Genomic DNA, 25,579 nt, shown 5'->3' with positions numbered 1-25,579 from the left:
GTGGTAGACCGATTACCTGCTGTTATTTGTTTGTGATCTACGCCGCTCGCATGGTGCGTTGGATAGCGGCGTGGGACTATTTCAATTCGACACCAGTCGCTTTTCGGATTGGTTCGAACCGAGCTCGCGCGTTCACCTCCGGTGGGCGCGGAAGTGCAGAGGAGGGGAGCACGTGGCATCTGTCGGGGCTGCACAGCGCTCTCTATGGGGATCGCCGCGTCGACCGGACGCGGTGACGGTCAGAAGGCTCACCTCCCGCCACGTGTGGGAGGACGAATACGTCCGGCGGCTCCGGTTGACCGATGTCGTCGTCGTCGCACTGTCAGTCGGACTGGCTCAGGTCGTGCGCTTCGGCGGTGTCGAATCCACCGGCCTGCTCTCCATGATGACGTACACGGGTCTGTCGGTCGTCATCGCCGGAGTCTGGATCGCTTTTCTTGCCATCTTCCGCACGCGATCACCGCGGGTCATCGGGAACGGAGCGGAGGAATACCGACGCATCGTGTCGGCCACCTTCCGCCTGTTCGGTGTCATCGCGATCGTGTCGCTCCTGTTCCGCATCGATATCGCCCGGCTTTATCTAGCTATCGCTCTGCCTGCCGGCCTGCTTGCGCTGCTGCTGAGCCGATGGATATGGCGCAAGGTGGTTGCTCGATCGCGAGGCAAGGGCGAATACAAGACCTCGGTTCTGATCGTGGGAAGCCGATCTGCGGCCGTATCCATGGCGGAGTCCTTCGAGAAGTCTCCCTCCGCGGGTTACGCTGTGGTCGCAATCTGCATGCCTGGCTACGAGGCTCCGCGTGACGGAGTGGTCAGTGTCGGAGGATCCGAAATCCCGGTCCTGGGCGACGAGCATGACGTGCTCGCTGCGATCGAAGAGTGCGGTGCCGACACTGTTGCGGTGACCGCTACGGAGCACCTCGGGCACAAAGGCATTCGCAAGATGATCTGGGACCTGGAGAAGAAGGACGTCGACTTGGTGGTCGCACCGGGTGTGGTCGATGTTGCCGGTCCGCGCCTGGTGATGCGTCCCGTGGCCGGCTTTCCGCTGATCCACGTCGAGAAGCCTCAGTACAACGGCGCGACGCGGTTCAGCAAGACGGCCTTCGACCTCACGTTCGCAGCTCTGGTGCTGGTGCTGATCTCGCCGATCCTGCTCGCAGTGGCCATCGCAGTGAAGACGACCAGTCGCGGACCGGTGTTCTACAAGTCCGAGCGAATGGGCATCGACGGAACTCCCTTCTCGATGATCAAGTTCCGCAGCATGACCGCCGACGCCGACAAGCAAGTTGCGCATCTCTTGGATCAGAACGAGGGTGCCGGCGGGGTCTTGTTCAAGATGCGTGAAGATCCGCGCGTGACACCCGTGGGCAAGGTTCTACGGCGCTTCAGTCTTGACGAGCTTCCGCAGTTCATCAACGTTCTCAAGCGCGAGATGAGTGTGGTGGGGCCCAGGCCACCTCTGCGCCGGGAGGTCGAGACCTACAACGGTGAAGTTCGTCGGCGACTACTGGTCAAGCCCGGAGTTACTGGTCTGTGGCAGGTCAGCGGGAGATCCGACCTGTCGTGGGAAGAAACCGTCCGGCTTGACCTTTCGTATGTCGAGAACTGGTCGATGGTGGGCGATCTGCTGATTATTGCCAAAACTATTAATGCAGTAGTTGGAAGCGATGGGGCATATTAAGCGCCGTGGACACGTCGGTAATCGACCACGAGTCGAGGCTGAAGGTGGGTCGAGAAAAAGCAGCGGAAAAAATACACCGCGAAATCTTGCGAATCGGGAGAATTTTGAGAGTAGTCAACGACAAAGTTGCCGATCGAGACTGGCTGGCCAAGATTCGTGCTGAGACGCGCTCAATTCTTACACACCACATACCGTCACGTAATGTCGCGCTTCTCGACGTTCCGACTCACATGAATGTCGGCGATACAATGATTTGGGAAGGCGAAGAGCAATATCTTCGCAGTATCGGGAAGAAAGTACACTACGAAGCCGATCAAGCTCGATTCGACCCGAACATGCTGGAGACGCTCGCAGATGATGCGGCGGTGTTGCTTCATGGAGGTGGAAACTTCGGAGACGTGTGGAGTGAGTTCCAACGCTTCCGCGAGGACATCGTCGCCAAGTTTCCCCATCGTAAAATCATCCAGCTTCCGCAGACTGTCAGGTTCAGCAACAAAACGGGTCTAGATCGGGCGAATAGGATCTTTGGGGAGCATCCTGATTTCGTATTGATGGTTAGAGATCGAGTATCTCTCGAAACCGTCAGACATGGTATGCCCGACGTACAGGTCGTCTACTGTCCAGATATGGCGTTGGGCATCGAGAGTTTCAGTCGGCCTATCAATAATAGACCTGAACTTCAATGCCTGGTAATTGCCCGCACCGATCACGAAAAAGCAGCCGACCTCTCTTTCATGGACGCACCAAAAACGGATTGGGGGCTTACCGGCCCAGCACTTGTTCATTGGAAGCTCGCTAGAATTCCCGGTACTGTGGCTCGCCGGTTGCAGAACAGGCACACAAGCCGCGTCGCCTATCCTCTGCTTCTTGCTGGATATAACGCCATGCGACGTTTGAATCTCGCTTCGGGTGTGTCGATGGTGAACTCCGCCGAAATAATCGTCACAGACCGACTCCATGTCCATGTACTGTGTGGACTTTTGGGGCGAGAACACGTAGTCCTAGACAACAACTACGGAAAAATACGATCTATTTTTGACGATTACACAAACAATTTTTCAACCGCGCATTTTGCCGATAATACTGCCTCGATTGAGTCAATTACCGCGAATATTAGGCTCCGAAATGACGGTGGTCTAGATGAAGGTTAAAAAGATTCTTTACCTGACGACATACGAGCAGCATCGGCACGACCTTGGTGGCGCTGCCTGGGTGGACGGTAAAGTACTGGAAGAATTGCAAGAAAGCTTCCAAGTGATCGTATTCCCCGTTGTAAATGCTGCCGACGAGTCACCGGTGCCACTCGAAGTAAGAGGGAGATTCAACCCGCTGCTTAGGACCGCATGGCAGATGCTGGCCAAAAGTCAATGTTATCAAGAAGCAAAATTTAAATGGTCGTCGGCCTGGGACTCACGGAAAGATCGACTACTAGACGCGATCGATTCCTTCAAGCCCGATATAATTGTAACCAGTCAGTGGCCGGCCCTGCTCATGGCAGTTGATAGCTCACTTGAAAATGTCGTTCACATTGCGCACAATGTCGACAGTGTGTTGTCGGAGCTCTACGACCCGGTACCTCTGCGAGCAATAAAAAATGCCGAGAGAATGCTGAGCCGCGAAAAGCAGCTACTTCAAACTTGCGCTAAGGTACTTGCAATTTCCGCTACAGATGCTGAGCGGATACGCGGTTGGGGAATCCAGGTGAGCCATCTTAAATTAAAGGTCTCCTCTTGTTCAAAAATGAAATCGGGAATGTCGGCAATTGGATTCATAGGCAAAGCATCCTGGCCGCCTAATAAGGACGCGGTTACAAATCTTGTCCAAACGGTAATGCCGGAGGTTCGAGAGCAGATGCCAGTCAACGCGCCTACACTCGTCATCGCGGGCCGCGGCAGCGAGATGTGGGAAGGAAGCGAGGGTGTGCGCGTGCTCGGTCAGATTGACGATCTGGACGAATTCTACTCTCAGATCGACTTAGTTGTTGTTCCTCGAACCTCGCAGACCACTGGCATAAGCATAAAAATGCTGGAAGCAGTGGAACGCGGTGTAACGGTCATATCGACGGGGATAATGGCGGAAGATGCAGGGCTCTCTGCAGGTTTTATCGGAGCAGACACCATAGCTGATATTGTCCAAAATATTGTCCGATTCTATAGTGATGACAGTAATCTCGATAACGACACGCGCGGGCATCAGTCTGAATCCAGAACCGGTCCTTCTGTATATATCTCGGACACTCTTCATATGATCGGCGGCCATTGAAGATGAGACCTGACCAGCTCGTTGAACAATTTCGTCTCAAGTGTGTCAAAACTGACCAGGAATTCCTCGAACTGGCAACCGGGCGTAGGGTTGGACGAATCCAGACAGTGAATCTGCATCATGTCGCGCTGTTGCGAAAGAATGCGGAGTTTAGGTCCGCATTCTTTGCCGCAGATCAAGTAACAGCAGATGGATGGCCGGTAGTCCTCACGATGAAGCTTGCGGGGATGCAGGCTCAAAGAGTCACGGGTGCTGATTTCGTGGAGCATCTGGTGCGCAGCGTGGAAACGAGAGGCCTGAGGATAGGATTACTCGGTGCGACGGAGTCCGCGGGTGACGCGTTTGCGTTGCTTCTTGCCAAGCAAGGGGCTGAACTGGTTTTTAGGGAGCACGGACACAGAAACGATTGGCAACTGGACAACCTGTCCGCGCGAATCGCCGCCTATCAAACAGATTTGTTGCTCGTTGCGGTCTCTCCGCCTTGGGGAGATGTACTGGCTTCGGAAATCGCTGCGCGGGATGACAGAGCTTGTGTTGTCGCCGTTGGAGGAGCAATCGACATGGTTGTCGGAAATAAGCGCAGAGCTCCGGACGCGATCGCGAGGTTCGGTCTCGAATGGCTCTTTCGTGCGGCGCAAGACCCTAAACATCTATTCCGACGATACGTGGTCGAGTGTGGTGGCACATTAGTGACCTACCTCCTTCCTTTGTGGTTGCGACTCATCGTTGCGAGCAGTTCTGGCACTACTCCCACGGAGTTCGACAACCAGTCCGCGGCCAGAAAAGAGCAGCGGAAATGATCCCGCTCGTACTCCACACACCGCCTGGCCACGGAACTTCACAGTGGGAAGCCCGGCATTCTGCGGGAGAAGTACCCGATCGCTGGCTATACGGCCTCAACTCGTTGAACGACGGGGCCGAATTTCGAGTGAAATCTAATGAATTGAGCGAACTAGGACATGTCGGACGATTACGGTCCTTCGGACGATCCATAGTTCCGAGGCCACCTAGCCAGCACATACCGACCAGTCCACTTCACTTCACATGGGACGAATTACGAGCTGTATATATGCTGGACCAAAACCCAGGTATTGAAGTCTGTGCGTCTGGTGCGATTTGGTGTATCGACGAGCAGTTGCGAAAGCCACTTGATCCGAGAAACCTAGTAGTTCGAAACACTTTGAGACGGATGTCGTTGATATGGTGTTTGGTTGATGCGCAAATTCCGCTGGTGCAGCAATGGCTTGGAGGATCAGCGAATGTGAAGAGCTTGCCGTTCGGAATTGATACGTCATTCTATCGTGAGAGTCCTTATCCAGACGGCCCGCTGAGGATTCTGTCTCTTGGTTCGGACCGTGACCGAGATAGTAAAACGTTAATCGAAAGCCTAGCGTCTGTTTTGAAACAGATTCCAAGTGCTACGGCAAGTATCCAATGTCCCTCGGGGACGGTATTGCCGCCAGGTGTGGTTCGTTTGAACCGACTTAGTCACCGCGATGTGCGGGCATTGATTGCGGAGAGTCATGTAATACTCATACCAACTAGGCCGAATACACACTTTTCTGGTATGACTGTCGCCCTTGAAGCGATGTCGGTCGGTCGTCCAGTGGTGGCGACAGCGACGCTGGGCGCTGACCAGTACATTAATCACGGCGTCGACGGATTTCTTGCCAACAGCGGGAACAGTGAGGAGTTTGCTGCGAATGTAGTCGACATATTCAATGATCCAGTTTCGGCGGAGGGAATTGGTAGAGCGGCAGCGGGAGTTGTGAGGGAAAAGTTTGACTCAAAGATCATGGTGGCCACGATGAAGCGTAACTTCACGTCCATCTATAAGAATTCTGATCAACAGATCAACGCTCCCGAAGAGGCATGGAAGCTATCGTGACTGTCATTCGATCTGCAAAAGGCACAGATCGTGCTGAAAGGTGGACTCAAGAGAAAACCCTGCTTCCCGCCATTCTCATCGTGCTAACAATGTCGGTCGGACTAGGTGCAGCAGCGACGGTATCGACCATGGTGCTTCCGGCTGTGTTTGGTTTGGCAGTGATTATTATCTTGGCAACGTCCGATTCGTATACTGCGTTGGGAGTCATTGCATCTGCATTAGTTCTTCTCTTGCTGGCCCCGCTGCCCTCGGTGGTTCCGACCGCGATCTACTTCGCCGGCGGGTCGCTATACTTTGCGGATCTAATAAGCATGCTCGGCATTGTTTTCGTCTGCATGCTTCATTCCACGAGCTCGAAGCTAAAAGGCTGTATTTATGTATCCGGACTAATGGCGGTACTCTTTGTGCTCGTTGGCATCGTTAATGGAGCCACGCCCGGCGCAGCGTTTGCGGACGTTCGGGGGCCGCTCAGGCTGTTGGCCGGCACTGTTATTACTTACCAATTGATAAGCTTGAATCGTACTAAGGCAATCCGATTGTTGGTCTGGTTGTCAACGTTCATTACTATTTGGACTGCAGCGGTAGTTGCATCGATCGCGTTTCTTGGAGTGTCAGCCTTTAACATTCGCACTTCCAATGCCGCTGTTTACACCACTAGCAAAAGTATTATTTACGACACCGCACGCGTCACTCCAGATTCGGGGTTGACGTGTGTTGTGATTGCTGGATGCCTCCTGTCATTGCGACTAGTCTGGAGCTACACGCCAATCAAGCAACCGATTATGTGGTGGGGAGTCGTTGGTTCCGGAATATTTGTGGGCTTGGTGTCATATACCCGCGGCCACTTTCTTGTGCTTCTTCTCATTGTAGTTCTGACAGCCGCAGTTCCGCAGTCGCGGATGAGAAACTTTGTTCGGATGGCAACCGGCGCAACTATCCTTGCACTATTCTTCTTGCTCAGCTACCAACTTGTGGACGCTGTGAGTACGCAATACGGCGAGAATCTCCTTCGGCCGTTTTCTGCTTTTCGAGGAAAGGTATTGGATGGTCTTCTCGTAGAGAATGTGCAGGTTGACACCAGCGCCCTGTGGAGGGTACGCGAAAGCGGTTTGGCTTTAGAGTACTTTAGCAACAATTGGCTTTTGGGAAGTGGGTTTGGCGCTCGATATCGAACGTTCGCAAGAGGTGAAATATTTGAAGGTGTACGCGGCTTAACATACATCCACAATGGTTATCTTTGGATTTTAATAAAAACAGGGATCATTGGGTCGATTGGTGTTGTACTCGCTTGTGCAATGGGTATTAGGGCAGTTTTTAGAGCCAGTCGTTTGCATAATCTTTCATTTGTAGCGCTTGTGGGACTGGCAGTACTAGCTGCTTTGGCAACTCAAATGATCACGTCGCCAACAATGATCGAGAATGCGAATTCGTTGCTGGTCGGGATCGTGGTCGGCGTCGTGGGATACTCACTACGTTCAACTGCTGACTCCAGCCGTGATCAGAGAGGTCTAACCTACGGCAGAGGTCAAGGATTCAGTCGATCTCAAGTTGAGGAGTCTCGATGAAGGTCGGACTAGTGGGCGGCGTCCCATCAATTATGGGTGGCGGCGGCCTAGAGGTTCAAATAGGTAAAACTGCCGACGCTCTTCGATCGCAAGGGGTAGATGTCGTCGTTGCAGGATCATCCGACACTAATAGTGAGCCGTTTGATCTTATCCATATGTTTGGGGCAGATCCTGCCAACTGGAACTACTTGAGGAATTGGTCCATCAACAGGTGCTCGCTAGTCGTGTCACCCATCCTGGTTTTTGACTCGTTGAGGCAAGCAAAGCTTGAGCGGTATTTGTCGAGAATTCGAGTAGGTCCCACGACAACCAGCGGAATGAGGCGGGGTGTAGTTCTCGCGGCTGATCACGTCGTAGCGCTACATGAAGGCGAGCGCGAGCAGCTAATGCGCTGGTACGGCGTTCCTAGTGGGACAGTATCTGTAGTGCCGAATGGCTCCGAAGCCAAGCCAACGGAGGCGGATAGGTCGGGTCGTCCATTTTTCATTTGCGCTGGGACGATCAATTCTAGAAAAGACCAGCTCTCACTCATTCGGGATTGGCCTGCGGATTTTCCTGATTTAGTGCTTGTCGGGCCGCTCGGTCTAACGGGTATTGAGGCGAAGGTATTCGAGCGATTGCTGCGTTCTAAGCTAAACGTCAATTGGCTTGGCAAAGTTAGTCAAAGCAAACTGTGGCTACTTCAGGAAACGGCGTGTGCCACTGTGTCGTACAGTCAGTCCGAAGGAGAAAGCCTGGTTGTGCTTGATAGCTTGGCGTTGAGTACCCCCGTGCTGATACGGGAAAGTGGTTCAACTCAATATTTGCGCAGCCGCTACGGAGACGGAGTTCTGACGTTCACGACGAATATCGATTTCTACTCTGCGGTTAAATCATTAAAGACTGAAGCGATAAGCACGGAATTTCGCACAATTCCGTCGCCGCTTTCCTGGTCTGAAGTGGGGAACCGTCTTGTCGGGGTCTATCAGCGTACGAATGGGCGTACGCGGTGAGTTCAGAAGCGGTAGCGAAGCGGCGAACGGTTTTAGGTGCAGTCACCTCGAGTGCGTCTTTAGGTGTGCTTTCCCTTCTCGCTGGTCTCTTGATGTTGCCGCTTGCCTTTAGCCGCGTTGGTGTATCTGAGTACGGAATCTGGATTATCCTCACGACGATGACTACATATCTTTATCAGTCGGATCTGGGTATGGGTAGTGCTGTAATCCGCTATGCGGCTATAGCTCGATCGAAAGGCGATCGAGACAGTCTGTCTAAAGTGTCGTGCTCAAGTCTGGCCTGGATGTCAATTGTGGGGGTAACCGTGGCTCCCATAGCTGGACTATCGTTCTATTTGGGAATTGGCTCAGTCGCTGGGGATGCACACGTGGGTCGCGAAGTGTTTGTCGCTATGTGTGCTTTCTCGACGGTCATAGTGTCGCTTCTGGGCCTCAGGTGCTTCTCGGCATTAATGCAAGGTTTAGGATTTTGGTCAATTGAGAAACGATTTCAAATTGTCGGTCTGATTATTCGAGTGGTTGGTACTGTGGTAACTTGCCTCTTTTTCCCGCAGATCTTGATTCTGGCTTTAGTGGAAACCGTTGCTCTGATTGTCCCGGTTTTTTTAGCGGCGTTCTACGTACTGCGCTTGAATATGTTTGATTTTGGGAGAAGGTTTATTTCTTATAGTCAAATAAAGTTTCTGCTATCCTTCAGTTTTCGAGTCTTCGCTGTAGGCGCGGTAGGCACCGCAATCATACAGGCGGGAGTGATTATAGCTGGAGTTATAGTTTCACCGGCGGTAGCGGCCTACTACAGTGCCGTACTGAGGCTCTACCTCGCGGTGAGGCAGGCGATCACCTGGGTAGTCGAACCGTTCATGCCGGCATTGGCTCGGCTTCACAGTCTGTCAGAAGATAGTGATCGCAGATTCTCTCTCGCGGTAATTTCTATTTCATCTGTAGTTGGCGGACTTGGAAGTGTTGCTATCCTGCTCTCTTCGAGGGATATTCTTCGACTATGGCTCGGTATGGATGTGCCGATTGCGGCGTTGGACATGAGTCTGATGTTAATGATGATCGGTATGTTCGTTAACAGCCTTCATATTGGGTCTATCAGTGCCTTGAACGCGGTAGCCAAGCCGGGGGCTTACCTTTCTTTGCAGTTGGTTTGGTTGATCTCAACGATCTTGCTGTGCGTTGTGCTTGGTGAAAAATTCGGTATTGTCGGAATATCGCTCGGCAATGTGTTGCCGATAGTTTTTCTTGAGGTTTTGTACGTTCGGCGATTTCTACGTCTTTTAGAAATTGGGTTCAAGAGGTGGTTGGTCGCATGCTTGATTCCGTTATTTATTTTGAGCATGGTTGGACTGTTGGGGGCGGCTCTGTTTTGCTCGATCTCGCTTCTGATTCATGTTGATTTGTGGCGCCTGTCCTCTGGAGTTGGCTTCGTCCTGGCGGTCGCGGCGGCTTTAGGTGCCATGAGAAGATCGGAATGGTTGCTATCTGTTCGTGATTCTCTGAAACTTGCCGCGTAATTATTTCTGCTGTTTATAGAAGGAGGACGGTTTGAATCCCGGTAGTCTTTGGTACCTTTCGTGCCGGTTGCATCAACGTGGTTGGACGATCTCAGCCAAAGCCATAAAGGTCTTTAACTTTCTTGTCTTTCATGCGGTTCTTCCACCTGAATGTGAATTATATTCAGAGGTAACACTTTGGCATCGCGGTATGGGCACGGTTATTCACCCCAATTCGACCATTGGGGTGGGAGTAACTATTGGTCACGGTGTTACCTTCGGCGCGTCTTCTAATGTGCCAGGCTCGCCATTAAGGGTGATAATCGAAGATAATGTAACTATAGGTGCTCATGCTTACGTGGCTGGTTCGAGGGGGCGTCCGATTGTAATCGGTACGGGGGCCGTTATTGGCGCGCATGCGGTTGTGACCGAAGATGTTCGACCGGGCGCAAAGATGGTCGGTCCTAAAGCAGTTGATATCGTTAAACGACCTACTTTCCCGGACTGTGATTGAGCATTTTGCCGACTATGGCGCTGGGTGTCGTTTTGGCAGTCGGCGTAATTTTCGCCATTCCTGCGGTCGTTTCGGTCATCCAGTCACGATTCGCATACACGTTGTGCCCCCGTCCGTTCGACTAGTTGGAGTCCTGGTGCAGTGTGGACACTGAACTGATTGTGTTAGGCGCTACTAGCTCTAGTCGGAGCTATCGTCGCTAGCTGGCCGGCATTCTCGGGCGGACGAACAGCCATCGAGTCGATGGGCGTTCCTGAAATCACAGGAGAGCATCGAGGGCCGCGCCCGCTATCGTTCGGTGACCCGCGTCGTTGGGATGCAGGCCGTCGGGGTCGATCATGTCCGGATGATCGGCCAGTGGCTCGCCTATGTCTAGGTAAAGGGCATTCGCCTGCGCTGCTGCTGATTTCACTCCGTCGATTAGAGTTGCGAAATCGGCCGGGGGTTCGGTTGAATCCCAGATCGGGCTAGTGACTATCACCTCCGTATTCGGTGCCGCCGCCTTTACGGCTGCGAACAGCGACGAAGCAACCGCTCCGGTTATGCCGGCGGTGCCGGCCTCGTAGTCGTTGCGTCCACCGGACACAACGACGATGTCCGGCTGCGCTGCGGCAATCACATCCAACTTGATGCTGTAGTCGGTTTTCTGGCCGAGGTAGGACGTGGTGTACCCAGATCCGCCCTCCGCGAGATTCAGCTCCGACCACCCCATCGCCGCCGAGACCAGCGTGGTCCATCGCTTCCCGTTCGTGGACGCACCGATGCCCTGACTGTATGAGTCCCCCAGGAAAGCAACCACCGGTACCGAATCCGGGATGGTTCGTGCGGGTGCGGTCGCGGGTTCTGCCAGCGGGGGGTCGGACCGCGAGCCGATCTGCCAACCAACGATTCCGCTGAACGCCACGAAAAGCACCGAGACCGCGAGATAGACAAGTACCGTCCGCCGCGCCCTCATGGTGCAGGGACACTGATGTTTGCGATGAGGGCATCGGTGACGGAGACGGACCAAAGGCGGTATCCCTCGGGGTTCGGGTACCGACTCTCGCCGTCGTAAGTTCCCTCCGCTCCATTTACTGTCGTCGCCGCGTTGATGACCTGGAAGTTGTTCTTCCGGGCGGAGACCTCCAGATCGTGAACGTTGGCCTTCACCAGCATGCCGAGCTCTTCGGGCTTCCGAGGTGCCGGTTGGAGTACCGCGACCACAGACGCCTGCGAGTACGTCTCGGCAAGTGTGCGCAGCAGGGGAACGGACTCGGCAGCGAGGGTGCGAGGGCCCATGTCGAGACCGTTGCTCACCAACACCACATCGATATCCGATGGTGGACGATTCTGGGGAAGAGCGTTGGTCAGAAACTCGACGTTGCGTGACACAGATGCGTTCCACAGAGAAATAGGCGTGCCGATGCCATCGGCCACCGATATCGGCGGGTCGACGTACCCCGCGCCCGCGAGAACATCCCACTCATGGATCACAGCAGGCCGGCCGTACTCCTGCGCCAGGCTCTGCATGGTCAGGAACACCCAGCTACCGAGCGAGATACCCGTGCCGTCGCCGATGAGCAGAATGTCGACAGGATCGTCCGATGCGGCCAACTTATTGGACAGTGGTTGCTGCCCAACGGAATCGGTCGTTGTGGCCGTGACCGGTCGATAAGTGTCCGATGTACTGCTGCAGCCCGTCGCGGCTACCAGCGTCACCACAATCGCGGCGGCAGCCAAGCGCCACCGCGTCACGACGTCAACCGCCTACGGGACTTGCCTTTCGTTTCGGTCATCGCGCCACGCATGGTGTGGACCATGTGCTCCCACGACGGAAACTCGAAGTCAGACGCGAGTGGGAGTCGACCATCGGACAGGCTGAGCTTCATGGCCTGCGCCACTGCGTCGATGTCGGTGGGATCGCAGTACCGTACCGACTCACGGAGCAGCTCTCTGAAGATCGGCCGTTCGCTCACCAGCACGGGTGCGCCGAGACGCAGCGCCTCGAGCGGGGGTAGCCCATAGCCCTCGTTCAGCGAGAGGTACACGAACAGAGCGGTATTGCGATACAGCCACGCCAGGTGCTCGGTCTCGACGAACCCGGTGTAGCGAATCGAGCCGTCGTCGATAGCCGCGAGTACCCGCCGCTCGAGCTGGTCGGCCTTGCCGTTTGCCGGACCCACCACCACGAACGGGCGGCTCGCTGAGATCGCTCCTGAATGCACAGCAGCGGATAGCGTTGTCGCTAAATTCTTTCGCGTATTCAACCGCCCTACGGACAGCACGAAGGAGCCGGGCCGAAGGTCGAGAGCCGGAGGTGGTTCGGGATTCGCGTCGAGCAGCGCGTGAGAAATGCCGAAGCCGGTGACGGCTGTCGGTACCAGGCGCGGGTTGTGCTGAACGATGCGAGCCGCCTCGGTTTCACTGCTGACGAACAACACGCTCGCCGCGCGTGCGGCGATCATGATGGGGGAGAGATAGATGCGCTCGATCGTGGTGAACCACTCGGGGTTGGACTGGAACAGTGCGTCATGCACGAAGACGGCCGATTTTCCCAGCAGCGGAGAATAATTCGAACCCCACGCCATGTCGTACGGGCCGAGACGTACTCGAAGCGAAAGCTCCATCATGTTCTTCAGCGGCTGCGTCGGCAGGTACGTGCGGATCCACCGCAACCCCTGTCGTTCCAGGTCCGAGGCCTCTGCCGGTGTAGGGCGTCGTCGCAGCGCCACGGTGAGCGCATCGTCGGGAAACTCGCGTCGCCACGCTGCGATCTTCTCGTGTGTGATGACGATGCCGGCGGGCGGACCGCCGAACCAGTAGTACCCGTCGAACAAGACCCTCATGACGTCTCCGTTCTGTCGCGTCGTGGCAGTACGACGAGCATCGCCACCGATACCGTGATGCGTAGCGCGCTCAGGACTATCAGCGTCCAGACCAAACCGGCTGCACCGCCGACGAATACGCCGATCGTTTGGCTCCCCACATCGATGAGCACCGAGGCCAGGCGCGCTCGATGCGTGAAGACGGGACCGACAAAGAACCGGGTGGCCATCAGCGCCACCTCGAAAGTCTGTGCAGACAGGATCGCCAAGCCCACGGGAACCACGTACGGCAGCGCGGTGGCGGGACCGATGTCGGAGAACACCGTCGAGAGCGCCGTGTACCCCACCAGCCCGCACGCGCCGAGGCCGAGAGCCACCGCGATGTTCCACCGCACCGAGACCGCCAGAACTGCGCGCGTGCCCTGCGCACTGAGGGTGGCGAATTGCTTGAAGATCAACGGCTGGATGCTCTGGATGATGACGAACGCCGGTGCGAACACGAGCGAATAGGCGAACCGAATACCGGCAGTGGCGGTGTCGTCCTGGATCAGATACAGCAGCAGGGTGGCGATCTGGCTTCCGAACCCGAGGTAGATGGCCTCTGCGGTGATCCGCCATGCGATGGAGAAGTGGGAATCGGACTTGGTGGTGGAGGTGGACGTGCCGCAGAGGACGAGCCCGGCCGCGAGCACGATCAGCAAGGTGCTGAACCAGATCGGCAGCAGCGCGGTGTTGTCGACACCGAGCGCAAGCGCACCGGCAGCGACCAGCGCGCCAAGGGCATAGAGCGCCGCCAGCAGTGCCGCGCGGGAGTAGCTGCCTCGGATGATGAGGACCTGACGCGGCAGATCGGAGATCACCATCGTCGCAGCCAACGCGGCCACCGCGGCGGCATATCCCCACTCGCCGCCGCGGCCGATCCATAGGAACGAGGCAATGGCGACGACGGTCGCGAAGGCAATGGTGCCCCGCCAGCTCGACCACCGGTCGATGGAGTCTTCCGGACGCACTCCGATCTTCGCCGCGTCCACTATCGGTGCATAGATCCCCCACGCCCGGGAGGTGCCCACGGCGATGAAACCCAGTGCGGCACCCACCGACAGCGATGCGAACTCGCTCACCGTCAACGACACACCGGCCGTGACGTTGAAGACGAAGAAGCCGAGGGACCACAGGCCTTGATCCAGAGTGCGGATCAGCACGCTCGCCCGAGTGACGGACGAGTTCTCTACGTCGGCACTGGTGGTCATCACGGCCGACCCGCCCGGCCGGGAAGCGCAGCATCGAACGCAAGGCCTTCGGCGTAGAGCTGCGCAGCGAGGTCGACGAACCGTTGCTTCGTCCACTGCGTCGTGCTGATGCGCTGCATGGTCGACGCGCGAACGATGGCTTCCGCCATCATGTCCCGGGTAGTCGCCGAATCGGCCGGAAGCACTACCCCGGATGTACGGGAATCCTCGAGCACAGAACTTGCTCCGGTCCGCTCGAAACACACCACCGGTAGTCCACACGCCGCCGCTTCGCCCACGACGCCGCTCGCACCTTCCCGTCCCGAGGGATGCATCAACACATCCGACTGGACCATCATGTTCAACACCGCTGCGCGGTCGAGCGATCCATGAAAGGTCACTCGATCCTGCACGCCAAGCGTCTTCGCGCGTCGATGCAGATACGCCCCGCGGCTCGTGCTGTCGAAGCCCACGATGTGGAGGTGGGCATGCTGCAACCTGCTCGACGCCAACGCCTCGATCGCCAACTCCTGGCGCTTGCGAGTGATGAGATGCCCGACGACCAGGATCACGATGCCGTCGTGCTCGGTCCGAACAGGCCGAGTAGTCGGGAGATCGACGACGACGTTGGGGAACCGTCGGCATCTGGTATCTGTCTGTGCGACAGTCGCTTCCATCGCTCCGTTTTGTGCAAGTACCAAGTTGCATCGACGAGCGATATGTTTTGCCGGGATCGAGGCCAGCTGATCGCGCGCCGTCTGCAGAAACCATTGCCTCCGTGAGGCAGGTGAGGTAGGGGAGATGGCGAACACCTCGGCGACGCCGCCCGCGCCGATCGGGCCCCAGACCTTGTAGGTGCTCGGCGACATTCTGGTGATCGGCGTCGACAGAATCTCCGAGGCGAATGTGACGTGGTGTGCATAGACAACCGAGTACGTTCGATCGATCTCACGGATGTGCTTGACGGCCAATCGAACCCACAGTTCGTGTTCGATACGGGTGAACCGTGGATAGTGCCATCGAAAGAACGGCGGAGCCAGGGGGATCCCGACGGTGACGATCTCGAGGTGCTGCTCGAGCTCGGCGGGGATCCGCCCGGAACACGCCTGGGCCGAACGACGCATCGTCACCAAGATTACCGTCGCGCCTACCGTTCGAGCATGCTCGAGTGTGGCGATGAGGAACTGCCAGCCGATACCGGGTTCGCTGGGCATATCCGGGTGAACAGTGAAGGAGGACAGCACTATCGCGTGTCTACGGTCGTTCACGCGATCACCGACACTCGGTGCCGTCGGCGTTGCCGAGGACGGCTCGGCCCGCGGCCGTCGGTCCCGCTCGGCGGGGAGCTCGACTCCTTTCGTCGCGCCGTAACCGTAAGGGCCATGAACACCCACGGAAACGCGAACCAGATCACGTTGGTCACCGACGTGCAGATGGCCAGTGCCACAAACAGGGGGAGGGCGTGCTTCTTCTGCCGCACACCGAGAAACAGGCTCACCGCGAGCACGACGAAAAAGGCGAACCCGAAGAACCCGACATCGTAGATCAGCGTCAACCACATCGAACTCAGATATGCGGCACCGACGTTGGTAGGGTCGACTGGATTGAACTGTGAGAACGAGTTGAACCCGGTCCCGATCGCTGCGCTCCAGTCACGGGAGGCAATCTGGTCGATTGCCGTGTTCCACAGCTGCAGTCGATATGCCCCGGTGCCACTTTCGGTATCGATGACGTGGACCACCCGCCACAGGAACGTGTCCGTGTCGCCCACGCGGTAGTAGACGTCGTGTAGATACGCGAGCCCGACCGTGAAAGCCAGCAATGAGCTGACGATGGTCACCGGGTAGGTTCTCGCACTTCTGCCCATCACACAGACGGCGATGATTGCGAGCGCGATCCACGCCGCGCGCGTGGAGGTGAGGACGAGTGCGACGGGGATGGGAGCGGCCAGCAGCAGCACCCGTGGGGTCACAACGGTTCGGTCGTCTGCGAAAAAGTAGATGACACCGATCCACCCGGCACACAGGCACCCCATGATGTTGTACTCGAAGGCGAGGCCGTCGACCCGGGTACTCGGGTCGATGAGGAAGCTCAGCACACTGAAAGCCGAGATCGTCGACAGGATTGCGGTACCCGAGCGCACCACAAATCCGTGGTCGAGTGCCACCTGCGTCATGGGCACCACCACGATCAGTGCCGTGATCAACTGCACCGCCATGCGCAGGCTTGCTGCGGTGTCGGGCGCGAACAACACACTGGAGGTGAGTCCCACGGCCACCACCCCTACCGAGCCGATGATCAAGCCCACTGCGAATGGAGATCGAGTTCTGGCCCCGGGTTCGCGACCCGCGTAGGCATGAAGCGCGACGAGGAACAACGGCGTTGCGAGGTATTCGGGTCGGAGGGTGAAACCGCCGACCGTGACCTGCAGGCCGTTGGCGCACAGCGCAAAAAAGTAGATGCTCCAAGCCCACCGGATACTTCGGATCGACAGTATCGCCGCGACGGCTGCCGCTGTCACGCAGACCGCAACGATGGCCACCAACGGCGCAGCCAACGCGACGAACACCGCCGCGGCGGCGAACGCGATCAGTCCGCACAATTCTGTCGTGGACGCACTGGGTTTACCACTGATCCATCGACCACCGATATGCGGACGCACGTCCCACAAATCCGATCAGTGCCGGTTGGTGCTGATGGTCGGTGGTGTTGGAACTCGGGCCGGGGTACGGCCCGACTCGAAGTCGTATCCGTAGCGGTACTCGGACTTCTTCGACGTCGGCACCACCGACATGACGACCCCGAGAAGTGGCGCGCCGATCGTCTCCAGATTGGCCGCGGCCCTGCTCACCTCGTCGCGTCGAGTGAAACCGTAGCGAGTGACCAGGATCGTGCCGTCACACTGGGTGGCCAGTGTTGCGGCATCGGTGACCGGTAGCACCGGAGGGGAATCGACCACTACGTAATCGAATGCGCGCCTGAGCTCATGCAGGAGTGATTGCGCAGCAGCACTTCCGAGCAGTTCGCTCGGGTTGGGTGGTGCGGGCCCCGCGCCCAGAGCCCACAGATTGTTGAATGTGGTGGTCTGGATGACCTCGTCCACCGTGGCCTCGTGCGCGAGGACCGAGCTGACTCCCACCGATCCGACGATGTCGAGATACTCCGAGATTCGTGGCCGTCGCAGATCGGCGTCCACCAGAACCACCCTGTTGCCCACCTCGGCCAGAGACAGTGCCAGATTGACGGCGGTGACCGATTTGCCCTCTCCAGCAATGGAACTAGTGATCAAGAGTAGGCGTGGGGGGTTGTCGACGGCGAGAAACTTCAGATTCATGCGTAGTTCCCGGTACGCCTCGGCAACGGGGGCAGTGGACCGGCCGAAATCGATGGCTGCGGTGTCGCGCACTTTCTTGGCGTACGGGATGGTGCCCACCAACACGCTGTCGGTCAGCTCCTGTAGTTCACCGACTTTCTTCACGGTGTTGTCTAGCCTGTCCCGAACGAGAGCTCCGGCGATGCCGACCAATAGCCCGATCGTCATGCCCAGAATCACGTTGCGCAGCTTCTTCGGTGTCACCGGTGCCGTAGGGGTCTCGGCGGCTTCGGCTACGGCGACGGACGCGGACGCAGTCCCACCGTCGGCCGGTGTCTCCAACTCGCTGACGAGTGCGGGGAATTGCTCTCCGAGTGCGTTGGCGATGTCGCGGGCCCGCAGCGGGGATGTATCGAGCACCGACGCGTCCAGCAATACCGAATTGGGTGTGGACGTTGCCTCGATCTGCGCACTGAGTGCGTCCGCGCCGATGGGTAGGGACAACTGATCGACAACCCGCTGCGCCAGCGTGCGTCCGGTGAGAAGTTCGGCGTAGGAGACGACGCGCTGCTGCGAGGCCAGATTGCTCTGATAAACGTCACTGGCGGTGATAGCGGTGGTCGAGACGAAGAAGCGAGTGGTGGCCTGATAGGCAGGCGTGGACAGAAGCGAGAACAGCACGGCCGCAGTGGTTCCGACGATCGTTGTCGCCACGATGATCAGCCATCGAGCCTTGAGCGCAGCCGCATACTCGCGAATCAACACGCGGCTACCTCCTCGGCAGGGTGGATCTGTGCGGCATCAGCGGTCGTTCGAATGTCATCGTCCATCAATCTACTGGCAGGGGATGGAATTGGGGGAGTATCCACTCGACCGAACCCGTTACGTTCGCTAGCGACGAAAGCTACTGAGGCGAAACATTCTTCGTAACGGTTTGTCGAATCGAAACCTACCGCCGTTAGGTGTTGAGCGGTGCGAATTAGATCGGTGCCCGACGCCAGAATGCTCCGGAACCGTCGATGTCGACAATTGCCTCGTCGATGGAATGGGCCAGTCGATAATCGCGCACCGCCTGCCCCGCTTGCGAGGAGTGGCTGCCGTAATCGTCGATGATGCAGAACCCTCCGGGGGAGAGTTTGGGGTAAAGCGATTCCAGAGCCTGAATGGTCGATTCGTACATGTCGCCGTCCAGTCGCATCAGCGCCAGCGACTCGATGGGGGCGGTTGGAAGTGTGTCCTTGAACCACCCCACGAGGAACTGCACTCTCTCGTCCAGGAGGCCGTAACGCTCGAAGTTGTGCTGCACTGTCCGCGTTCCTACCGCGAGACCGCCGAGCTCGTGATTTCTGTCCCCCGCGTCCGCCGGAAATCTGGTGGGATCAGGTGGCGGCAGCCCCTCGAACGAGTCTGCGACCCAGACTGTTCTGTTTTCGTCACCCCAGGCAACGAGGTTGGCCTTCATGAAGATCGATGCCCCGCCCCGCCAGACCCCGGTCTCGATGAGATCGCCGGGGACGCTTTCGGACACGACGGTGGCGATACATTCTTCGATGTTCGTCATCCGAGCCAAGCCTATCATCGACTCGGCTCGCGACGGCCAGTCCAAGCCGACGGCGCGATGGTGCTCGTCGTATGGCTTCTTTATCGCTATCTCGATGTCGAACTTCGCCGCGGCTGCGGCGAATCTACTGGCCAGGCGTTTGGTGAGTGAGGGATTGCCCTGCCACCGGACCCCACCCAACACCGAGTCGTTGTCCTCGGCGAGGGCACCGGTCAGCGACCGTTTGACGATGTTCAGATACAACCGTCGAACCTCGTTCGAGTTCGTCTGATCGCTGATCATCGGCACACACTAGCAACGAAAGAGACGGTGCGCCTTGTGATGTGCTTGCCACTCATGCCGGCAGCAGAGCTTCTTGGACGCGCGGTATCAAGTATTCGCCGTATTGCCGGGTGATATGCCCGGTATCCCAACTGATAACGATGCCCGACACGAACAACGGGCAGTTATTGCGATAGCAGAACCAGGAACTGGTATCGATGAACGTTGCACCCGTCTGCTTCGCGGCGGCTTCGTCTGCACTACGTTTTTTGAGCCAGTTCTCCGATATGGTGCTGATGCAGTTGGATGGCACCGACAGCCTCCCCGCGCATTCTGTGGCGGCTTTTCCGAGGGGATTCGGAGTAAGGATGACGACGGCCGCACCGCTGGGCGCAATACGGGCGATGATGTCGGTGCGTGCAGTGGTCCACGCCCGCACAGAGCCCTCGCTGTTCACCGTTCGTTGAATCCCGTATTCCATGTCGATCATCACCACCATGTTGGGGCGAGCGGTGATGATCTGATCGACCATCGCATCGCGACTCGCATTGCATCGATCGGTCGCATCCTGAGCCACGCCGATGGTCACGTCGGAATCAATGAACGGGCAGTTGTTCAGGGCCATTCCGTGCACGCGAAAACCATTGGGTACCAATGCCCCGACGATGGGATGCAACCACGCCGCAGAGAAGGAATCACCGACGACGATGGCCGACTGCGGTGCATCCGCGTCCCCGTAATTGCAGATGTCGAGACTGAGTTCCGGCGGATCCAGGCAACCGGCCTCCGGTGTCATCTCGACGGGCTTACCGCTGTCGACATCATCCAACGGCGGACTCGTCGCGGGAAAGGACTTGGCAGCGAGCGACTCCCGGATCGCAGCCTCCAACGGATCCTGAGTCTGCCCCACGGCCGCCGCGGCGAGGACCGGCTTCGGCCCCTCGTCCGGCAGTACGACGCTCGGCTGATTGAACAGCGCGACCAGCAGAAAGACCATCACCGCACCTAAAGCGCCGACGAACACTCGCTGCCCATCGCGGCTCTCGGCCGAAGCCGGCCGGTGCCCACGGTGCCGAGAGCGGGGCGCGAGGAAATTCGAGTCGAGCACGGCCTTCTCCACCAGGTGGTACGACGCGATGGACAAGACGATCGTCCCTACGATCACAGTGACGTAATACGTGATGCCGACGTCGAGGACTGTCAGGAGCAGTACGACCAGCGGCCAGTGCCACAGATACAACGAATACGAGATTGTGCCGATGTAGACGACCGGCCGCAGGCGGAGCGGCCGCGTGACTGCCAACCCCGAGGAGCCGATTCCCGCTGCGATGACCAAGCACGTCGCAATCACCGGAATCGCGCCAGAGGGGGCGGGGATTGCAACACCTGCAACCAGCACGCCGTACGAGATACCGACGAGTCCCGTGACGGCAATGAGAGACCGCAACCACGCCGGCGTACCGAGGAACAGTGGAGCCATCGCAGCCAGTAGCGCACCAGCGGCCAACTGCCAGATGCGGCTGAACGTGGAGAAGTACGCTGCCGTCGGGCTCGCAACGCTCTCGCTCATGGCCCACAGGAACGAGACGGCAATGGCGACACAAGCAAAGGCGGCCACGAGAGGCCGCAACGGTAGGTTCTTTCGCCACCGCGTTGCAACGAACAGCAGCCCCGCCATCAGCAGCGGCCAGACCACGTAGAACTGTTCTTCGACGGCGAGTGACCAGTAATGCTGCAGCGGTGAGGGCGGCAACGCCGTCTGGAAGTAGTCCGCGCCCACGGAAACCAGGTGCCAGTTCATCGCGAATGCGGCCGACCACCAGCTGTCGACGGCGATGGACTCGAACCTGCTTGTGAGCACCAGTACATACGACGCGGTGACGGTGGCACCGATGACCAACAACGCCATCGGCAGGATGCGACGGGCTCGTCGTCGATAGAAGTCCGCGATGGATACGCGCCCGTAACGCACGCCCTCCCGCAGCAGCAGGCTGGTGATGAGGAAGCCCGAGATGACGAAGAACATGTCGACACCGACGTACCCACCCTCCGGCCACTGGAAGACATGCTGCAAGACGACCGATGCCACCGCGATCATCCGCAAACCCTGAATATCGAGGAGGAACCCGAAATCGTTCGACTTCCCGGGTGCAGCGGCAACTTCCGGTGGTGGCGCAGCGGCCGACGTGGAGTCGGCTCTCCTCTCGAGCAGAGTCATCTACGATCCCCGATGTGATTGCGCGATACCGGAATACCCGGCTGATGTCGCGAATGATAGTCCCAATCGGTGCGCATTTTCGCGGTAAGAAATCGATTCATTTCGACGAATTGACGAATACTCGTCTCATTGCCTTTTCGATGGTCGGGTGAATGCTCCCGTAGCCATCCCGGTGATTGTTTGGGGACTTATTCCTGGCAGTCGAGAACGGTTTCCGTTGCGGTGCAGTATTGTTCGCCACGCGTAAAGCTCTCGATCGGGATGCCGATCGATGGGCGGGGCGCTACCGTGAGCGCATCGGTTGCGACTCGAGGGAGTGCGTCATGCTGCACACGTTGATCGACAGGATCTATTGGCGACTGCGTCACCGGCATATGCCCGACGACATTCCAGCCGGAACATTGATGAGCTTCATCCTCGATCGAGTGGCGCAAGCTCTACGAGGCCAGATTCTGGGGCTGCCGTACGTAAAGGGGCCCGCGGTGCACTTCCGTGGTCGCGGTGTCAAGGTACGTAACGCGGCCAAGCTTCATGTCGGCACCGGCGTCGTGTTCGGCGACGGGGTTGCGATCGACGCGCACTCAGCACACGGAATCACGATCGGAGATCGCACCACGGTTGGCCGCGGATCGTCGATCAACGGATCCGGAGTGATCTCGGAGCCCGGCGTGGGCGTGGTGATCGGTGAAGGCGTGGCTGTGGGAATGTACAACGTGATCTGGGGGCAGGGCGGCATCACCATCGGGGACAACGCGATGATCGGGCCCCACGTATCGATCTTCAGCGAAGACCACGAGTTTGCCGATATGTCCGTGCCGATGAACCGTCAGGGATGCATCCGTAGCCCCACGGTGATCGGCGCGGACACCTGGATCGGCGCCGGCTCCGTCGTCACCCGGGGAGTGACCATCGGTGAGGGGGCAATCGTTGGCTCCGGGTCTGTGGTTACGAAAGATGTGGCTCCGTACACGATCGTGGGAGGGGTGCCGGCCAAGCTGATAAAGGCGAGGGAGCACACTGCCGGATGAGTCGGCCGGATGTCTCCGTTCTGATCGTCACCTACAACAGCTCGCACGTTATCGGTGATTGCCTGTCGGCGTTGGGTTCGGACCACGAGGTCATCGTCTACGACAACGCCTCGTCCGACGAGACCGTGACTCTGATCGAAGAGACTTTTCCGCATTGTTCAGTGACCGCCGGGGACCTGAACCTGGGCTTTGCGGGTGGAGTGAACAAAGCCGCCGCGCAGGCCACCGGCCGAAACATCATGCTGCTCAACCCCGATGCCGTCATCTCGGCCGCAGACGTGCGGATCCTCGCCGAGACCGTGGCATCCACGCACGGCGGAATCGTTGCTCCGCTCATTCGTACCGACGATGTGCGAGTGGCCGCGGCCGGCCGGATGCCCACCGCGTGGGCGATGGCCTCGCACTACTTCGGGCTCTCCAGGCTTGCCCGTGGCAGACGCGGATTGCAAGGCCACTACCTGCTGCCGTCCGATATCGGCGACGATCTCGTGGCCGTCGACTGGGTCACCGGTGCCTGTCTGATGGTCGACGCCGAGACCTGGCGTCGAGTCGGCGGACTGAGTGAACGCTGGTTCATGTACGCCGAGGACATCGAGTTCTGTTGGAGGGTAGGCCGCAGTGGTGGTGCGGTATTGATTCAGCCTCGCGCCCGGGCACGACACCTGGTGGGCAGCAGTAGCAACACCATGACCAAGACGAACTCTGCCTGGGTGCTCAACCTCTACGAGTTCTACCGCGCCGATCTGGCCCGGTCAGGACTGCAGCGGTTGTGGTGGGGCCTGGTGGTTGGTGCCGGTCTCGCGTTTCGGGCACTGGTGTTCCAGGTGCAATCTCTGCGGAATCCTGCTGGCGGATACAGTCGTTCGGCTCGTGAGTTCGCGCATCACTCCCGCGCGGTCTTCGGTTCGCTGACTACTTCTTCCGACGGCAGATGACTGCGTAACGCGCTGTCGTAATCGGCGCAGACCCGCTCCCACGTGTAAAGGTCGTGAGCGCGTTGGGTCGAGACGGTGCTGAACTTCTGCTGTAGTTCGGAGTCGTTGAGCAAGGTTTCGATACCGGCGGCGATGCTGTGCGGCGTCGGTTCGACAAAAAGTGCTCCTTCGCCGAGAACTTCGCGGTTGTAGACGGTGTCTCGAGCCACCACCGGTGCGCCGCATGCCATGGCCTGCACCAGGGCAGGATTGGTGCCGCCCACACTGTGGCCGTGAAAATATGCACCGGCGTTCTCCCACAGTGAGAACAATGTGTCGTCGTCGCTGAGATGCCCGTACCACCGCACGTTGGGCTTCTCCGCCGCGAGCGCGGCCACGCGGTTGTCGAATTCGCCGCCGTATCCGGATGAACCGACGATGACCACATTCCAACGGTCGCTGAGCTTCTCGGCCGCATCGAGAAAGGCGGTGATCGTGTTCTCGGGTACGAATCGCGCGACCATCAGCACGTACTTGCGTCGACCGAGCCCTTCGGGTGGGTCATCTCCGGTTCGAGGGTCACCACCGTACGGAATGAACACCCCCGTTCTGCCGGAGAGTTCCTCCCATCGAGCGCCCAATTCGCGGGAGTCATAGATCAGAGTAGTGGCATGCTGCGCAGTCGCGCGTCCGCCGATGGCGAAGATCGTCTTGGCGATCCGGCCCCATTTCTCGCGTTCCCACTCGATGCCGTCGACGTTGACCAACGTAGGAATATTGCGGAGACGAAGGAATGGCAACCAGAAGCCGTTCGCGACGTTCATCACGAGTGCCGCATCGGGTTTCGTGACCAGGGCATGAAGCGAGGACGTAGCACCATAGGTGAGTGTGCTCGCGGATTTGCTGTCGAAACCGGGTGTGACGACCGACCGCACCCGCGGATCCATATCTGCTGGATTGGAGCTGAGTGCAGTGCGTCTGCCGTAGACCACGACATTCCACCCATGATCTGCCAGGTAGGGCGCGAGATGCCGAACCAGGGTCTCGAATCCACCGTAGAAACTCGGATATCCGCGCGTGCCGATAATTGCGACCGTACGAGTCATGCCTGGCCCCCACCGGAAAGTGATGTGCTGTGCGCTCGCCGACCTCCGTGCACGATCGATAAATGCGCTGTCGAACGCGATGTTATACAACAAGTGCTTTGTCGTCTCAGTAAGTGAGTGTAGTGAATAGTTCGGAACGCGAACAGTTTTCAAAAAAAGTCAGTGCCTCGCGGAATCGGATTTGGATGCAGGACCGAGTCCGTAATAAGAGCGAAGACGCCGGATGACTCCCCGAATGCGAGGCTTTAGCAAATGGGCCGGTTTGTTACGGCCGCCAGCAAGTTTCGTGAAGTACCGATACAGGGGATGGTGCAAAGAACGCGGGTTCGCTACGAGTGAGCGTGTTGTATCGAGGGGCGAGGCGTCGGCCGCGCCGATCGGTCCGGATCTGCGGCGCACGCGGCGAGTGGTGCCGGAGTCAGGTTGCTCATCGACATCGCACGGGCGTGTTCGCGTCATCGTTCTGTGGTGTCCGCTGCTCCTGGTGAGAACCGGGTCCTTGTTACGGTCGACCAGGTGCTCGAGGCGGACGGGTGTCGAGGATCACTTCGAGTGACGTGGTGGGTGTGTTCTTGTCTATCGTCGCTGCACAGGCAAGCGTGACCGTTCTATGGGAACAGAGCCGAACAGCGAAGTTCGCGCGTATGAATTGGGCTCGATTGGCCCGGTGACACGTCACAACGGGGAATTAACTTAGTTGTGCTCGTATATCGAACGAATGAATTGACACGCGTCAACCCCGAG

At 58.1% G+C, this 25,579-nt stretch carries 21 protein-coding genes; 11 read left to right on the top strand and 10 right to left on the bottom strand.

Annotation, left to right across the window (positions count from 1 at the left end):
• Nucleotides 1-172: 172 nt before the first annotated feature.
• The 9 genes from CH286_RS05550 (at nt 173) to CH286_RS28405 (ending at nt 10,401) form a co-directional block, all read left to right on the top strand.
• Nucleotides 173-1,684, top strand: coding sequence for a sugar transferase (locus tag CH286_RS05550; protein WP_094608621.1), 1,512 nt, complete (start codon nt 173-175; stop codon nt 1,682-1,684).
• Nucleotides 1,685-1,689: 5 nt separating this feature from the next.
• Nucleotides 1,690-2,835 (top strand): polysaccharide pyruvyl transferase family protein, encoded by a 1,146-nt coding sequence (locus tag CH286_RS05545; RefSeq protein WP_141215805.1) that lies wholly within the window; start codon nt 1,690-1,692, stop codon nt 2,833-2,835.
• Nucleotides 2,825-3,946, top strand: coding sequence for a glycosyltransferase (locus CH286_RS05540; RefSeq protein WP_094608619.1), 1,122 nt, complete (start codon nt 2,825-2,827; stop codon nt 3,944-3,946). Before CH286_RS05545 ends, CH286_RS05540 begins: the two co-directional genes overlap by 11 nt.
• A 107-nt stretch (nt 3,947-4,053) precedes the next feature.
• Nucleotides 4,054-4,746 (top strand): WecB/TagA/CpsF family glycosyltransferase, encoded by a 693-nt coding sequence (locus CH286_RS05535; protein WP_176458156.1) that lies wholly within the window; start codon nt 4,054-4,056, stop codon nt 4,744-4,746.
• Nucleotides 4,743-5,834, top strand: coding sequence for a glycosyltransferase family 4 protein (locus CH286_RS28415; protein WP_094608617.1), 1,092 nt, complete (start codon nt 4,743-4,745; stop codon nt 5,832-5,834). Before CH286_RS05535 ends, CH286_RS28415 begins: the two co-directional genes overlap by 4 nt.
• On the top strand, nt 5,831-7,399 hold the full coding sequence (locus CH286_RS05525) for an O-antigen ligase family protein (protein WP_176458154.1): 1,569 nt from the start codon (nt 5,831-5,833) through the stop codon (nt 7,397-7,399). Before CH286_RS28415 ends, CH286_RS05525 begins: the two co-directional genes overlap by 4 nt.
• Nucleotides 7,396-8,391, top strand: a complete 996-nt coding sequence (locus CH286_RS28410) for a glycosyltransferase family 4 protein (RefSeq protein WP_094608615.1) — start codon at nt 7,396-7,398, stop codon at nt 8,389-8,391. The genes CH286_RS05525 and CH286_RS28410 overlap by 4 nt, the downstream gene beginning before the upstream one ends.
• Nucleotides 8,388-9,908 (top strand): oligosaccharide flippase family protein, encoded by a 1,521-nt coding sequence (locus CH286_RS05515; protein WP_141215804.1) that lies wholly within the window; start codon nt 8,388-8,390, stop codon nt 9,906-9,908. The genes CH286_RS28410 and CH286_RS05515 overlap by 4 nt, the downstream gene beginning before the upstream one ends.
• A gap of 190 nt (nt 9,909-10,098) precedes the next feature.
• The gene (locus CH286_RS28405; RefSeq protein ID WP_094608613.1) at nt 10,099-10,401 is read left to right on the top strand and encodes a DapH/DapD/GlmU-related protein; all 303 of its coding nucleotides are present in this window, start codon (nt 10,099-10,101) and stop codon (nt 10,399-10,401) included.
• Nucleotides 10,402-10,660: 259 nt separating this feature from the next.
• On the opposite strand, the gene CH286_RS05505 is transcribed toward CH286_RS28405, so the two are convergent.
• The 9 genes from CH286_RS05505 to CH286_RS05470 all read right to left on the bottom strand — a co-directional run bounded on the left by CH286_RS05505 (nt 10,661) and on the right by CH286_RS05470 (nt 21,787).
• On the bottom strand, nt 10,661-11,356 hold the full coding sequence (locus tag CH286_RS05505) for an SGNH/GDSL hydrolase family protein (protein ID WP_094608612.1): 696 nt from the start codon (nt 11,354-11,356) through the stop codon (nt 10,661-10,663).
• Entirely contained in the window at nt 11,353-12,135 is a 783-nt protein-coding gene (locus CH286_RS05500; protein ID WP_094608611.1) for a hypothetical protein, read from the bottom strand. Before CH286_RS05500 ends, CH286_RS05505 begins: the two co-directional genes overlap by 4 nt.
• Entirely contained in the window at nt 12,132-13,226 is a 1,095-nt protein-coding gene (locus CH286_RS27770; protein ID WP_176458152.1) for a glycosyltransferase, read from the bottom strand. Before CH286_RS27770 ends, CH286_RS05500 begins: the two co-directional genes overlap by 4 nt.
• A complete protein-coding gene (locus CH286_RS27765; RefSeq protein ID WP_176458151.1) occupies nt 13,223-14,455 on the bottom strand; it encodes a hypothetical protein in 1,233 nt (410 codons plus the stop codon). Before CH286_RS27765 ends, CH286_RS27770 begins: the two co-directional genes overlap by 4 nt.
• Complete coding sequence (locus CH286_RS05490; RefSeq protein WP_141215802.1) at nt 14,455-15,702, bottom strand: glycosyltransferase family 4 protein; 1,248 nt, start codon at nt 15,700-15,702, stop codon at nt 14,455-14,457. Before CH286_RS05490 ends, CH286_RS27765 begins: the two co-directional genes overlap by 1 nt.
• Nucleotides 15,699-17,096 carry an O-antigen ligase family protein gene (locus CH286_RS05485; protein WP_094608609.1) on the bottom strand — a complete coding sequence of 466 codons (1,398 nt, stop codon included), beginning with the start codon at nt 17,094-17,096 and terminating at the stop codon, nt 15,699-15,701. The genes CH286_RS05490 and CH286_RS05485 overlap by 4 nt, the downstream gene beginning before the upstream one ends.
• Nucleotides 17,097-17,111: 15 nt before the next feature.
• Nucleotides 17,112-18,512, bottom strand: a complete 1,401-nt coding sequence (locus tag CH286_RS05480; RefSeq protein WP_094608608.1) for a polysaccharide biosynthesis tyrosine autokinase — start codon at nt 18,510-18,512, stop codon at nt 17,112-17,114.
• Nucleotides 18,513-18,726: 214 nt separating this feature from the next.
• A complete protein-coding gene (locus CH286_RS05475; RefSeq protein ID WP_094608607.1) occupies nt 18,727-19,590 on the bottom strand; it encodes a TylF/MycF/NovP-related O-methyltransferase in 864 nt (287 codons plus the stop codon).
• A gap of 52 nt (nt 19,591-19,642) precedes the next feature.
• The gene (locus CH286_RS05470; RefSeq protein WP_094608606.1) at nt 19,643-21,787 is read right to left on the bottom strand and encodes an acyltransferase family protein; all 2,145 of its coding nucleotides are present in this window, start codon (nt 21,785-21,787) and stop codon (nt 19,643-19,645) included.
• Nucleotides 21,788-22,110: 323 nt separating this feature from the next.
• On the opposite strand from CH286_RS05470, the gene CH286_RS05465 reads away from it, so the two are divergent.
• Both CH286_RS05465 and CH286_RS05460 read left to right on the top strand, forming a co-directional pair.
• On the top strand, nt 22,111-22,815 hold the full coding sequence (locus tag CH286_RS05465; RefSeq protein WP_094608605.1) for an acyltransferase: 705 nt from the start codon (nt 22,111-22,113) through the stop codon (nt 22,813-22,815).
• Nucleotides 22,812-23,750, top strand: a complete 939-nt coding sequence (locus tag CH286_RS05460) for a glycosyltransferase family 2 protein (protein ID WP_094608604.1) — start codon at nt 22,812-22,814, stop codon at nt 23,748-23,750. Before CH286_RS05465 ends, CH286_RS05460 begins: the two co-directional genes overlap by 4 nt.
• On the opposite strand, the gene CH286_RS05455 is transcribed toward CH286_RS05460, so the two are convergent.
• Nucleotides 23,699-24,835 (bottom strand): glycosyltransferase, encoded by a 1,137-nt coding sequence (locus tag CH286_RS05455; protein WP_094608603.1) that lies wholly within the window; start codon nt 24,833-24,835, stop codon nt 23,699-23,701. The two genes, CH286_RS05460 and CH286_RS05455, sit on opposite strands and share 52 nt — an antisense overlap.
• Between the last annotated feature and the right edge of the window lie 744 nt (nt 24,836-25,579).

The sequence above is a fragment of the Rhodococcus sp. WWJCD1 genome (assembly GCF_002258735.1).
Classification (GTDB): Bacteria; Actinomycetota; Actinomycetes; order Mycobacteriales; family Mycobacteriaceae; genus Rhodococcoides.
This window is presented reverse-complemented; position numbering and strand designations above follow the sequence as displayed.

What these genes read in the sequence shown, in the direction of transcription:
- CH286_RS05540 (WP_094608619.1), top strand. Translation starts at nt 2,825, where the DNA reads ATGAAGGTTAAAAAGATTCTTTACCTGACGACATACGAGCAGCATCGG.
- CH286_RS28415 (WP_094608617.1), top strand. Translation starts at nt 4,743, where the DNA reads ATGATCCCGCTCGTACTCCACACACCGCCTGGCCACGGAACTTCACAG.
- CH286_RS28410 (WP_094608615.1), top strand. Translation starts at nt 7,396, where the DNA reads ATGAAGGTCGGACTAGTGGGCGGCGTCCCATCAATTATGGGTGGCGGC.
- CH286_RS28405 (WP_094608613.1), top strand. Translation starts at nt 10,099, where the DNA reads ATGGGCACGGTTATTCACCCCAATTCGACCATTGGGGTGGGAGTAACT.
- CH286_RS05505 (WP_094608612.1), bottom strand. Translation starts at nt 11,356, where the DNA reads ATGAGGGCGCGGCGGACGGTACTTGTCTATCTCGCGGTCTCGGTGCTT.
- CH286_RS27770 (WP_176458152.1), bottom strand. Translation starts at nt 13,226, where the DNA reads ATGAGGGTCTTGTTCGACGGGTACTACTGGTTCGGCGGTCCGCCCGCC.
- CH286_RS27765 (WP_176458151.1), bottom strand. Translation starts at nt 14,455, where the DNA reads ATGACCACCAGTGCCGACGTAGAGAACTCGTCCGTCACTCGGGCGAGC.
- CH286_RS05475 (WP_094608607.1), bottom strand. Translation starts at nt 19,590, where the DNA reads ATGATCAGCGATCAGACGAACTCGAACGAGGTTCGACGGTTGTATCTG.
- CH286_RS05470 (WP_094608606.1), bottom strand. Translation starts at nt 21,787, where the DNA reads ATGACTCTGCTCGAGAGGAGAGCCGACTCCACGTCGGCCGCTGCGCCA.
- CH286_RS05465 (WP_094608605.1), top strand. Translation starts at nt 22,111, where the DNA reads ATGCTGCACACGTTGATCGACAGGATCTATTGGCGACTGCGTCACCGG.
- CH286_RS05460 (WP_094608604.1), top strand. Translation starts at nt 22,812, where the DNA reads ATGAGTCGGCCGGATGTCTCCGTTCTGATCGTCACCTACAACAGCTCG.
- CH286_RS05455 (WP_094608603.1), bottom strand. Translation starts at nt 24,835, where the DNA reads ATGACTCGTACGGTCGCAATTATCGGCACGCGCGGATATCCGAGTTTC.